The 12,019-nt window shown below is 73.5% G+C and carries 11 protein-coding genes, 1 pseudogene and 1 riboswitch; of the genes and pseudogenes, 2 read left to right on the top strand and 10 right to left on the bottom strand.

Features of this window, described 5'->3' with window-relative positions; all coding sequences use genetic code 11:
* Positions 1-84: 84 nt before the first annotated feature.
* From LJ221_RS20380 to LJ221_RS20345, 8 genes are all read right to left on the bottom strand, one after another.
* Positions 85-1,467, bottom strand: a complete 1,383-nt coding sequence (locus LJ221_RS20380; RefSeq protein ID WP_241718177.1) for an NAD(P)/FAD-dependent oxidoreductase — start codon at positions 1,465-1,467, stop codon at positions 85-87.
* Between the two features lie 510 nt (positions 1,468-1,977).
* Complete coding sequence (locus tag LJ221_RS20375) at positions 1,978-2,967, bottom strand: Ppx/GppA phosphatase family protein (protein WP_241718176.1); 990 nt, start codon at positions 2,965-2,967, stop codon at positions 1,978-1,980.
* Positions 2,964-3,503: a DUF501 domain-containing protein gene (locus LJ221_RS20370; protein WP_241718175.1), complete on the bottom strand. Its 540-nt coding sequence runs from the start codon at positions 3,501-3,503 to the stop codon at positions 2,964-2,966. The genes LJ221_RS20375 and LJ221_RS20370 overlap by 4 nt, the downstream gene beginning before the upstream one ends.
* A 104-nt stretch (positions 3,504-3,607) precedes the next feature.
* On the bottom strand, positions 3,608-4,126 hold the full coding sequence (locus LJ221_RS20365; RefSeq protein ID WP_241718174.1) for a septum formation initiator family protein: 519 nt from the start codon (positions 4,124-4,126) through the stop codon (positions 3,608-3,610).
* Positions 4,127-4,271: 145 nt separating this feature from the next.
* Positions 4,272-5,561: a phosphopyruvate hydratase gene (eno, locus tag LJ221_RS20360; protein WP_241718173.1), complete on the bottom strand. Its 1,290-nt coding sequence runs from the start codon at positions 5,559-5,561 to the stop codon at positions 4,272-4,274.
* 263 nt (positions 5,562-5,824) lie between these two features.
* Positions 5,825-6,496 (bottom strand): transglycosylase family protein, encoded by a 672-nt coding sequence (locus LJ221_RS20355; RefSeq protein WP_241718172.1) that lies wholly within the window; start codon positions 6,494-6,496, stop codon positions 5,825-5,827.
* Positions 6,497-6,502: 6 nt separating this feature from the next.
* Positions 6,503-6,673, bottom strand: a riboswitch (cyclic di-AMP (ydaO/yuaA leader).
* Positions 6,674-6,908: 235 nt separating this feature from the next.
* Positions 6,909-7,940 (bottom strand): transglycosylase family protein, encoded by a 1,032-nt coding sequence (locus LJ221_RS20350; RefSeq protein WP_241718171.1) that lies wholly within the window; start codon positions 7,938-7,940, stop codon positions 6,909-6,911.
* A gap of 129 nt (positions 7,941-8,069) precedes the next feature.
* The gene (locus tag LJ221_RS20345) at positions 8,070-9,335 is read right to left on the bottom strand and encodes a cytochrome P450 (protein WP_241718170.1); all 1,266 of its coding nucleotides are present in this window, start codon (positions 9,333-9,335) and stop codon (positions 8,070-8,072) included.
* Positions 9,336-9,614: 279 nt separating this feature from the next.
* On the opposite strand from LJ221_RS20345, the gene LJ221_RS20340 reads away from it, so the two are divergent.
* On the top strand, positions 9,615-9,944 hold the full coding sequence (locus LJ221_RS20340) for a DUF4190 domain-containing protein (RefSeq protein WP_241718169.1): 330 nt from the start codon (positions 9,615-9,617) through the stop codon (positions 9,942-9,944).
* Between the two features lie 41 nt (positions 9,945-9,985).
* On the opposite strand, the gene LJ221_RS20335 is transcribed toward LJ221_RS20340, so the two are convergent.
* Positions 9,986-11,425, bottom strand: coding sequence for an MFS transporter (locus tag LJ221_RS20335; protein ID WP_241718168.1), 1,440 nt, complete (start codon positions 11,423-11,425; stop codon positions 9,986-9,988).
* Between LJ221_RS20335 and LJ221_RS20330 the strand changes: the two genes are divergently transcribed.
* Complete coding sequence (locus tag LJ221_RS20330) at positions 11,424-11,852, top strand: hypothetical protein (protein WP_241718167.1); 429 nt, start codon at positions 11,424-11,426, stop codon at positions 11,850-11,852. The two genes, LJ221_RS20335 and LJ221_RS20330, sit on opposite strands and share 2 nt — an antisense overlap.
* Here the strand turns inward: LJ221_RS20330 and LJ221_RS20325 are convergent.
* A pseudogene (locus LJ221_RS20325) lies at positions 11,830-12,019 on the bottom strand (hypothetical protein); the annotation flags it as partial. The gene LJ221_RS20330 and the pseudogene LJ221_RS20325 overlap by 23 nt on opposite strands.

Below are 12,019 nucleotides of genomic sequence, written 5' to 3'. Positions count from 1 at the left end.
GGCCCGGACCGCCGAGCGGTCCGGGCCCCGGGCGCGGGGTGACGCTCCGGGCGTGCGCGCTGTGCGCCGGTGTCCGGCGCCCCGTCAGGATGCCTTGGCCTTGGGCCGGGGCTCCCGCGCGGCGGCCGAGACCGGGGCGGCGGCCTCGTAGAACTCCTCGCGCGGGTTCTCCACGGCGCCGAGGGAGACGACCTCGCGCTTGAGGAACATCGCGAGCGTCCAGTCCGCGAAGACCCGGATCTTGCGGTTCCAGGTGGGCACCGCGAGGCCGTGGTAGCCGCGGTGCATGTACCAGGCGAGCCGGCCCTTGAGCTTGAGCTTGACCCGCTTGCCCAGGGCGATCATCGCGACGCCCTTGTGGAGGCCGAGGCCGGCCACCGCACCCTTGTTGGCGTGGCGGTACTCGCTCTGCGGGAAGCCCCGCATGCCCGAGATCACGTTGTCGCCGAGCACCTTGGCCTGGCGCAGCGCGTGCTGGGCGTTCGGCGGGCACCAGGCGTTCTCGTTGCCCGCGCCGCGGCCGACGAGGTCGGGAACCTGGGCGTTGTCGCCCGCGGCCCAGATGTGGCCGGAGCCCTTGACCTGGAGCGTCGCCTCGGTGTCCACGTGGCCGCGCGGGCCCAGCGGCAGGCCGAAGCGGGCCAGCACCGGGTTGGGCTTGACGCCGGCGGTCCACACGATGGTGTCGGAGTCCACCTCGAGGCCGTTCTTGAGCACCACGTGGCCGTCGACGCAGGATTCCACGGACGTGGACAGGTAGACCTCCACGCCGCGCTTCTGGAGGTGTTCCAGACCCCACTTGCCGAGTTCGGGACCGACCTCGGGGAGGATCTTGTCCGCGGCGTCGACGAGAACGAAGCGCATGTCCTCGCGACGGACGTTGCCGTAGTACTTGGCCGCGTCGCGCGCCATGTCCTCGACCTCGCCGATGGTCTCGGCCCCGGCGAAGCCGCCGCCGACGAAGACGAAGGTCAGCGCCCGGCGGCGGACGGCCTCGTCGTTGGTGGAGTCGGCCTTGTCGAGCTGCTCCAGTACGTGGTTGCGCAGGCCGATGGCCTCCTCGACGCCCTTCATGCCGATGCCGTTCTCGGCCAGGCCGGGGATCGGGAAGGTGCGGGAGACCGCGCCGAGCGCGACGACCAGATAGTCGAAGGGCAGCTCGTAGGACTCGCCGACCAGCGGCGAGACCACGGCGACCCTGCGGTCCTGGTCGATGGTGGTGACGCGGCCGGTGAGGACCTCCGCCTTGGGGAGCACGCGCCGCAGCGGGACGACGACGTGGCGCGGGGAGATGGACCCGGCGGCTGCCTCGGGCAGGAAGGGCTGGTACGTCATGTACGAGCGCGGGTCGACGACGGTGACGGTCGCCTCGCCGTACCGCATCTTCTTCAGGATGCGGCGCGCTGCGTACAGACCGACGTACCCGCCACCCACTACGAGGATTCGCGGACGCTCCGTGGTGCTCATGCCTTCGAGTATCCACTGCCGTTCGGGGGGACCCTCGTGAGGGTCTTCACAAGCATCTCACCCTCTTCTGATACACTGCGCCGCCCCGTGACCGGAACCACATCCGCGATCGGGAACCGGCGCATCTCACGGCACGTTCAGTACCCGCTGTGAGCTGCGTAGTCGCTCTCCGGGGGAGCTGGTCGGCACGGTCGCCTCGACAGAGGGGTCCGGCCCTCCGGCATCACCCCTTCCGAGCCGCGAAGACCTCAAACCGCCGCTACCGGCAGGTAATGTCGCCCGTCGGCGCACTTTCCCTTGTGAAGAACTTCACGAACTTTCCCGGCGGGGTCTTCCGCCGCGCCCCGCCCACACCTTCGCGGGGACGCACGGGAGCGGCCGGCACCGCCGGCCCCCGTCGTTCTTGTCGTGAAGGCGGGCAACCGGCGCGACGTCCACCGGAACCCGTGACGGCCGGGGCCTTCGGAACCTTCACGGGTCCGAAGGCCCCGGCCGTGGGTCCGGCGCGGGTCAGCGCGCGGCGCGGGAGTGGGCGATGCCGTCGAGGATGTCGTGTTCGCTGACCACGACCTCCCGGGCCCCGGTGCGCTCCATGATCGTCTGGAGGACCAGGGCGCCCGCGCCGATCACGTCCACCCGGCCAGGGTGCATCACGGGGATGGCGGCGCGCTCGTCGTGGGTGGCGGCCAGCAGGCGCGCGGTGACCTCCGCGACCTTCTCCGCGCCGATCCGGGAGTGGTGGATGGCGGACGGGTCGTACTCGGACAGCCCCAGCGCGACGGCGGCGACGGTGGTGACCGAACCGGCCAGCCCCACCAGCGTCCGGGCCTCGGCCAGCGGGACCGTCTTCTCCACCAGGTCCAGCGCGGCCTCGGCGTCCGCCCTCACCGCGGCGATCTGCGCCTTCGCGGGAGGGTCGGTGACCGTGCCGTCGCGCAGCAGATGGCGCTCGGTCAGCCGGACGCACCCGATGTCCACGCTGCGGGCCGCCCGCACCCCGTCGTCCCCCACCACGAACTCCGTGGAACCGCCGCCGATGTCCACCACCAGGTACGGCCCCTCCAGGTGCTCCGCGCCCGCCAGCTCCCTGGTGGCGCCGGTGAAGGAGAAGGCCGCCTCCTGGTCGCCGGTGATCACCTCGGGCTCGACGCCCAGGATGTCCACGACGCCGCGCACGAAGTCGTCCCGGTTCTCCGCGTCGCGCGAGGCGGAGGTGGCGACGAAGCGGATACGCCCGGGGGTGACGCCGTGCCCGCGGATCACCTCGGCGTACTCACGGCAGGCCGCGAAGGTGCGCTCCAGCGCCTCGGGGGCCAGTCGCCCGGTCCGGTCCACGCCCTGACCGAGGCGGACGATGGTCATCCGGCGGTCGAGGTCGGTCAGCTCACCGGTGGCCGGGTCGATGTCGGCGACGAGCAGGCGGATGGAGTTGGTGCCGCAGTCGATGGCGGCGACCCTGACCGTCGTGCCGGCCGCCGTGCCGTCCGTCGTCCCCGTCACCGTGCGTCCTCCCCGCCGTCCCCGGCCGCGCTCACACACGGCCCCTTGCGCCACCACTCCGGGAGCATGGCGATCGCCTCGTCGCCCAGCGGGTTGACGCCCGGGCCCGCGGCCAGCGAGTGGGCGACCAGGACGTGCAGGCACTTGACGCGGTCGGGCATCCCGCCCGCGCTGGGAAAGCCCTCCAGCACCTCGATGGCGTCGCGGCGGGCGATGTAGTCCTCGTGCGCCCGGCGGTACGCGGCGGCCAGCTCCGGGTCGGTGCGCAACCGCTCGGTCATCTCCTTCATCACGCCCTCGGCCTCCAGCGTGCCGATCGCGGAGGCCGCGCGCGGACAGGTGAGGTAGTACGTGGTCGGGAAGGGCGTGCCGTCCTCCAGCCGCGGCGCGGTCTCCACCACGTCGGGCTGCCCGCAGGGGCAGCGGTGCGCGATGGCGCGCAGACCGCGCGGCGGGCGGCCGAGCTGCTGCTGGAATGCCTCGACGTCGGCTTCGGTCGGCGCGGTGGGCCCGGTACGGGGCGGGGGCGTTTCCATACGGCCAGGATGCCTCAGGGGGATCGGGGCCGGACGCGGGGCCCGGCGGAGCGGTCGGGCCAGGCGGGGCGGAAGGAGCACGTCCGGTCCGCGGCCGGTCCACGTCAGGGGCGCTGCCCGGCGGCGCCGGAGGCGTCCGCCGTGTCCAGGCCGTCCCACAGGTACCGGAACCAGACCTGCTCGGTGGGACCGGGTCCGGCGCCGCGGCGGGAGCGGGAGGCGCTCCCGCCGGTACGGTCGGCGGTGCCGCTCGAGAGGATGTAACCGGTCTCGCCGGGGCGCACGTAGAGCAGGTGCTCACGGATCATCCGCTCGACGTAGGCCGGGTCCTTCCAGCGGACCTTCAGATCGCGCTTGTCCTCGACCCGGCCGCGCAGCTCCTCGACCAGGCCCCGCTGCTCCTCGATCTCCGCACGCTGCGACACGTACTGCCGCATGGGGTAGGCCAGGGCGACGACGAGCGAGCACAGGACCAGGACGAGCAGTGCGGCGCGGCCGGTCAGCCGGCTTCGGCGGGGGGCGCGCATCCGGCGGTTCTGGGCGCGATAGACGCGCTCGGCCGCCTGTGTGCCCAGTGCCCTGAGCCTGGTCGCGGTGGAGAACCTCTCCCGTTCCGCGGCCACCTGGCCTCCCCTGCTGCCTGTTGTCGCCGTGTCCTGTCGCCGTGCCGTGTCGCCGCATGCCACCGCGGCCGCCGCGTCCCCGCCACCGTACGGGACGGGGACGGGGTGACGGCGGGTCCGCTCCGGCGGCCGTGCCTGCCGGCGCCTACCGGTCCGCGGAGCGGAACCGCGGGAACGCCGAGCGCCCGGCGTACACGGCGGCGTCGTCGAGGATCTCCTCGATGCGCAGCAGCTGGTTGTACTTGGCGACGCGCTCGGAACGGGCCGGGGCGCCGGTCTTGATCTGGCCGCAGTTGGTGGCGACGGCCAGGTCGGCGATGGTGACGTCCTCGGTCTCGCCGGAGCGGTGGGACATCATGCACTTGAAGCCGTTGCGCTGGGCCAGCTCGACGGCGTCCAGCGTCTCGGTCAGGGAGCCGATCTGGTTGACCTTGACCAGCAGGGCGTTGGCGGCACCCTCCTCGATACCGCGGGCCAGACGCTCGGGGTTGGTGACGAACAGGTCGTCACCGACGAGCTGGACCTTGTCGCCCAGGCGCTCGGTGATGGTCTTCCAGCCGTCCCAGTCGTCCTCGAACAGCGGGTCCTCGATGGAGACCAGCGGGTACGCCTCGACCAGCTCGGCGTAGTAGTCGGTCATCTGGGCGGCGGTGCGCTCCTGGCCCTCGAAGGCGTAGCGGCCGTCCTTGTGGAACTCGGAGGCGGCGACGTCCAGTGCGAGGGCGATGTCCTGGCCGGGGGTGTAGCCGGCCTGCTTGACCGCCTCCAGGATGAGGTCGAGCGCCTCACGGTTGGAGCCGAGGTTCGGGGCGAAGCCGCCCTCGTCGCCCAGGCCGGTGGACAGGCCGCGCTCCTTCAGCACCTTCTTGAGGGTGTGGTAGACCTCGGTGCCCCAGCGCAGGGCCTCGGAGAAGGACTCGGCGCCGATCGGCGCGATCATGAACTCCTGGATGTCCACGTTGGAGTCGGCGTGCGAGCCGCCGTTGAGGATATTCATCATCGGCACCGGCAGCAGGTGCGCGTTCGGTCCGCCGAGGTAGCGGAACAGCGGCAGGTCGGACGCCTCGGAGGCGGCGTGGGCGACGGCCAGCGAGACGCCGAGGATGGCGTTGGCGCCGAGGGAGGACTTGTCCGGGGTGGCGTCCAGGTCGAACATCGCCTGGTCGATCAGGCGCTGCTCGGTGGCGTCGTAGCCGACCAGCTCCGGGCCGATCTGCTCGATGACGGCGAGGACGGCCTTCTCGACGCCCTTGCCGCCGTAGCGGCCCTTGTCCCCGTCGCGCAGCTCCAGGGCCTCGAAGGCGCCCGTGGAGGCGCCGGACGGAACGGCCGCACGGCCGGTGCTGCCGTCGTCGAGGCCGACCTCGACCTCGACCGTGGGGTTGCCTCGCGAGTCGAGGATCTCGCGGGCCACTACGACGTCGATGGACGGCACGAGGGTCTCCTTCGTGTGTGTCGGGCGTGTGTGTCGGGTCTCAGTACCCCGAGCCTATCCGGCCCGCGCACGTCACCTCGCCGACAGCCCGTGCCATACGGCGGAACGGTGGGTGAAATCGCAGCTCAGAGCAGCCGGGAGCGCTTTGTTTCCAAATTGAATAAACCCGGTGCGGCGTGCCCTCCGCGAAAGGAGGTGACACACCGCACCGGGATGGCGCCGCCGGGTGACGGGCGTGGCGCCGGGGCGGGCACAGCAGGGGATCAGACCCGGAGCTGCTGGCCGGGGAAGATCAGATTGGGGTCGTCGCCGACGACGTCGAGGTTGTCCTGGTAGACCTGCTGCCAGGTGGTGCCGTGGGCGGCGGCGATGGCGCGCAGTGTGTCGCCGGACTTGACCGTGTAGCCGGACTCGGCGTCGCTTTGGTGGCCGTCCGCCCGCTCGGGGGCGACCTGCGGCCGGGACTGTTCCTGGGACCGCCTCTGCGAGTCGGAGTACGCCTGCCCGGAACCGGAACCGGCGGAGCGGCCGCCGTCCGGGTCCACCTCGGCCGCGGGTCCGCCCGAGGTGAGGCCACCCTTCGCGGCGCAGGCCCAGGCACGCGGGCCCTGCATGGCCAGCAGCCGCTCGGCCACGGCGATCTGCTGTTCCCTGGTGGCCAGGTCCGCGCGCGGCGCGTACCGGGTGCCGCCGGCGGCCTCCCAGCTGGACTGGGCGAACTGCAGCCCGCCGTAGTAACCGTTGCCGGTGTTGATGGACCAGTCACCGCCGGATTCGCACTGGGCCACCCGCTCCCAGGTGTCGACGGACGCCGCCGAGGCGTCCGGCGCGCCCGCCACCGGGACGGCGATGGCGGCGCCCGCGGCGCCCGTCAGCGCGGCCGCGCGAACGGCCCTGGCGGTGCGGCTGTCGTGCCCCTTACCGGTGAACAGCATGGACGTTCCTTGTCTCACCGACGCCTGCGAGGTGAGCTGTCGGGTTCGGGCAGTGAGCAAGCCCGGTCGTCCGGGGCGCGGAGCCCCGGGCGACTTCACCCCAAGCCGCTCCGGACCGTGCGGCCCGGGGCGGCGCCTACCTGGTTCCCCCGCTCCTGCCCTCGGCGCTGACGCGACGACTGCCCACCGGCCGCCGGCAGGATTCGGCGCTGCGGTCGGTGGCACTCGCGGTGCGAGCGGGACGACGTTAAGCACAGGAGGACATACGTCTCAAAGCATGTCAGAAACCGGTGATTCACCCTTTCTGACGCTCGCACGGCCGGAATCCGCAGGTCAGACGAGGAGCGTTAGGCCGGACAGGAACGACACGCCGCAATCGCCCGGGAGGGTCACGCCGCAGGGCCGTCCGCACTCATCCGAGGGTGAGCTCCTGTCCGGGCAGGATCAGGTCCGGATCCTCGCCCACGACGTCCTTGTTGTTCTCGTACAGGCCGCTCCAGCCGCCCGGGACGCCGTGCTCCTGGGCGATCGTCACGAGCGACTCCCCGGGGCGCACGAGATGGCCCTCGTCCGCCGCACGGACGCCCAGGCCGCTCACGGTGCCCGCCAGCGCGGGGCGCTCGGCCCGGGCGGAGCGGTCGGCGGCCTCCCCGGAGCGCTCCTCGCCCGCGGCCTCCCGGTCTTCCGCGCCGTCCGCCCCGCGCTCCAGCTCCAGTTCACGCGGGTCGCGCTCGCCGCGGTGCTTTCCGGCGCCCTCCCCCGCGCCGGCGCGGGAGCCGCCCTCCGCGGCGTCGTCAGCCCCGCCGGCCTCCGTACCGTCACCGGCGCCGGTCTTCCCGGTGCCGGTGTCCCCGGCGCCACCCTCCGGGGCCTTACTCCCGTCCTGGGCGCCGTCCTTCGCGCCGCCGCCGGACTCGGCCCCGCCGCCGTCCTCGGCCGGGGAGTCCTCCCCCGCCGCGTCGCCGCCCGGCGCGGTGCCGTCCAGGACACCTCCGCCGCCCCCGCCGTCCCGCGCGTCCTCCTCCGGCAGGAGGTTGTCCGGGTCGATGGCCGGGGCCTCGCCGGTGGTGTCGTGGCGCAGCCCGGCGTTGACGCCGCAGGAGGGCCAGGCATCCGGCCCCCGGCCGGCGAGGATCTTCTCGGCCACCGCGACCTGCTGACTGCGGCTGGCGAGGTCGGGGCGCTCGGCGTACGCCGTACCGCCGTACCGCTCCCAGATCTCCTGGGTGAGCTGGAGCCCGCCGTAGTAGCCGTTGCCGGTGTCGGCGCTCCACAGGCCGCCGCTCTCGCACTGCGCGACCCGGTCCCAGGTGTCGAGGTCTGCCGCCTGGGCGCCCGCAGCCCCGAGCAGCGGGATGGCGAATCCCGCGCCGGTCACTCCGGCCGTGACGAAGACGGCGGGAGCCCGGCGGGGGCGGCGGTGTCTACCGTTCCCGGAAAGCATGTGTGGAACCTCTCGTGCGTGGACGGCCGACAAGGTTGAGCGGTTGACGGCTGAACGTAGCGCCACCGGGCCGATCATCACAAGTCAGTGTCCCGTAGATCACGCACGGATCACGCATGTGACCGTGCGTCACACGCGCACCGGCTCGAACTCCACCGGCAGCTCACGCAGTCCCCGCATGATCAGGCCGCCCCGCCAGCGCAGATCGGCGGATTCCGCCGCGAGCCGCAGGTCAGGGAGGCGTCCCAGCAGGGCCGTCAGCGCGATCCGCCCCTCCAGCCGTGCCAGCGGCGCGCCCAGACAGTAGTGGATGCCGTGGCCGTATCCGAGGTGAGGATTGTCACCGCGCGTGAGGTCCAGGGCGTCCGGGTCCGCGAACCGCGCCGGGTCGCGGTCGGCGGCGGCCAGCACCACCAGCACCGGGTCGCCGGCGCCGACGCGCTGCCCGCCGATCTCCAGCGGCTCGGCGGCGAACCGCCAGGTCGCCAGCTCCACCGGCCCGTCGTAGCGCAGCAGCTCCTCCACCGCCGTCCGCAGCAGCCCGTCGTCGCCGGCCGCCAGCGCGTCCTGGAGCAACCGTCGCTGCTCCGGGTGGCGCAGCAGCGCGTAGGTGCCGTTGCCGATGAGGTTGACGGTGGTCTCGAAGCCGGCGAACAGCAGGATGAAGGCCATCGCCGCGGCCTCGTTCTCCGTCAGGTGCTCGCCGTGGTCGCTCGCCCGGATCAGTCCGGAGATCAGGTCGTCGCCCGGATCGCCGCGCTTGCGGTGGATCAGCTCGGCCAGGTACGCGCGCATCCGCTTCACGGCCCGGCCCACCCCGCCGCGCGGGCCGCCCCCGTGACGGATCATCATGCCCGCCCAGTCGCGGAAGTCGTCCTGGTCCTCGGCCGGGACGCCGAGCATGTCGCAGATGGCGTGGATCGGCAGCGGGAACGCGAACTCGTGGATGAGGTCTGCGCTCCCGCGCTCCGCGAAGCCGTCGACGAGCCGGTCGGCCAGTTCCCGCACCCGCGGCTCGAAGGCCGCCACGCGGCGCGGGGTGAACGCCTTGGACACCAGCCGCCGCAGCCGGGTGTGGTCGGGCGGGTCGATGTTGAGCAGGTGCGTCATCAGGTTGGCGCTGCGCTCGCCGGGAATGCCCACCTTCCCCTTGCCGTGCGCGGCCTCGCTGTGGTGGGCGGGGTTCTTGCTCAGCCGCGGGTCGGCCAGCGTCTCGCGCGCGTCCGCGTACCGCGTCACCAGCCACGCCTCCACCCCGCTGGGCAGCACGGTGCGGCGCACGGGCGCGTGCTCGCGCAGCCAGGCGTACGCGGGGTAGGGATCGGTGGCGAACTCGTGCGAGAACAGATCGGGCGGGGGCGGGGTGCGGTCGGCGCCGGCGTTCTCGTGGTCCACACCCCCGACGCTAACGCGGCCCCCGCGTCCCCGTCGGAGGGGGTCCGGGCTCCCCGCGCACCGGGCCGAACCCGCGGCGGCACGGCGGCATGGGTGCCCTGCGGACGGGTACGGCGGAAGGACGCGAACGCCGTCAACAAACCCGCGAGACCGGCCAAACCTCCGAAGGGAGGACACAGTGCCCTCGCATTCCTACCCGCCTCCGCGGGACTGGGGCCCCTACGGGGAGCCGGCGCCCGGACCACCGCCCCGGAGCCCCCGGCACGGCCCCGCGACGGGATGGGCGTCGCGGCCCTCGTCCTCGGCCTGATCGCCCTGGTGATGTTCTGGACCGCCCTCCTCGGCGTGGTCCTGGGAGTGCTGGCCGTCGTGTTCGGTGTCGTCGGTCACCGCCGCGTCAGGCGGGGCGAGGCGACCAACGGTTGGATGGCACTCACCGGGGCGATCACGGGCTTCATCGGGCCGGCGCTCTCCACGGCCCTCATCGCCGCCACGGTGGCCTTCCTCAACTCCGACAAGATCGACGACTTCCGCGACTGCGTGCGGAACGCCGACACCTCCTCCGAGAGCCAGGACTGCGTGGACGACCTGCGCGACCGGTACTGGTGAGGGCGCGTGCCCGCCGCACCTCCCTCCGCACCGCCACCGCGTCACCGGGCCCGGCGGCCCTCCCCCGGCAGCGTCAGCGCCACCAGCAGCAGACAGCACCCCAGGACCGCCGCGCCGGTGCGGAAGGCCAGGGCGTAACCGGGGGCGAGACCCTCGGGGGTCTCGTCGGCGATCCGGGAGACCGCGACGGTGGAGAGCACCGCCAGCCCCAGGGTGCCGCCCATGGTGCGGGAGGTGTTCACCATCGCCGAGACCACGCCCGCGTCCCGGTGCGGGGCACCGGAGGTGGCCAGGGAGGCCAGCGGGGTGGCCAGCAGCCCGGTGCCGAGCATCGTGGTGATCCCGGGCCCCATCACCGTGGCCGTGTAACCGCCGTCGGCGGCCATGGCCGAGCTGAACCACAGGAAGCCGACCGCCGCCAGCGCCACGCCCGCCAGCGCGGTGTTCCGGGCCCCGGCCCGGTGCATCAGCCGGGGTGCGAGCTTGGAACCGGCGACGACGCTGAGCGAGTGCGGCAGGAACCCCAGACCCGCCTGGAGGGGCGTGTAGAGCAGCACGTTCTGCATGTACAGCGACATGAAGTACCAGGAGGAGACCAGCGCCGCGCCGCAGACGAACATCGCGGCGTTGGCCGCCGACACCGACGGCAGCCGGAACAGGCGCAGCGGCATCAGCGGCGCCCCGGTGCGGGACTCGACCGCGACGAACGCGCCCAGCAGCGCCAGGCCGCCCAGCAGGGGCACGAGCGTGGCCGGCTCCGCCCAGCCGACCGCCTCGGTCTGCACGATGCCGTACGCCATCGCGCCGAGGCCGCCGGTGACCAGCACCGCGCCGGGCACGTCGAGGCGGCGCGCGCCCCCGGCCGGATGGTCCGCCGACAGCCGGAGCGCCACCACGAGCAGTACGAGCACGCCGATGGGCACATTGACCAGCAGCACCCAGCGCCAGGACAGCGTGTCGGTGAGCACACCGCCGACGAACCCGCCCGCCGCGCCGCCGCCGGCCCCCACCGCCGTCCAGGTGCCGATGGCCCGGGCGCGGGCCGGTCCCTCGGACACGGAGGTGGTGAGCAGGGTCAGGGTGGAGGGGGCGAGGACGGCGGCCCCCGTCCCCTGCACGGCCCGCGCGGCCAGCAGTTGCCAGGGCTCCCGCGCGAGGCCGCCGGCGAGGCTGGCGGCGGTGAACAGGCCGAGCCCGGCCAGGAACACGCGCTTGCGTCCGAAGAGGTCGCCGGCCCGCCCGCCGAGCAGCATGAAGCCCGCGAAGGTCAGCGTGTAGGTGTTGACCACCCACTGGAGCTGCTCGGCGTCCATCCGCAGCCCGGCGCGCATGGACGGCAGCGCCACGTTGACGACGGAGACGTCGAGGACGACGAGGAACTGGCCCGCGCACGCCGCGAGCACGATCAGCCACGGCGCCCGAGCCGGGCCGGATGCCGGTGTCGCCCGGGTTTCCCCGGCCTCGGCGGGACCCTTGTCCATGGCACCCAATGCTAAGGAGCCGTCGCCGGCTCCCCGCTCTTGGCCCCTCGTTCCCCGGCGGGACCGCCGCTCCGGTGCCCCGCTCACCGCGGCGACCGGAGCGCGGTTCGTCCTCGACGCCCAGCTTCTCTCCCAGCTCGCCGAAGGCGACCACCGCATGGTCGCCTTGTTCGAGATCGCCCGCCGGGAGAGCTCCGCACCGATGATCAGCGCGGTCACGATCGCCGAGGTGAGGCGGACCGGAAAAGCGGAGAAGCGGCTGCGATGGCTGAGATCGCGCCTCACCGTGGTGCCCGCGACCGGCAGGCGCGGCCGCTTCTCCAGGCCCGGGGCGATGGCGGCGTTGGCCGCGGCCCAGCCGGCCAGGCCGGTCGCCGCGATCCAGGGGCGGCGGCGCAGGCCCCTCAGCGCGCCCTGGCGTACGTAGCCGGCCGTGTAGCTGGCCAGTCCGGCCAGCGGGGTCTTCGGGGCGGGGCGTCCGCCGTCTCGCGACGGCGCAGCGCGTGGGCGGCCAGCGCCGGCATCAGCAGCGGCTTGCCGGCACGGGCGGCGCCGCGCGGGCGACGGGCGGTGGCCAGCGGGTCGGCCGCCGCG

The sequence above is a fragment of the Streptomyces sp. CNQ085 genome (assembly GCF_022614595.1).
In the GTDB taxonomy this organism is placed as follows: Bacteria; Actinomycetota; Actinomycetes; order Streptomycetales; family Streptomycetaceae; genus Streptomyces.
This window is presented reverse-complemented; position numbering and strand designations above follow the sequence as displayed.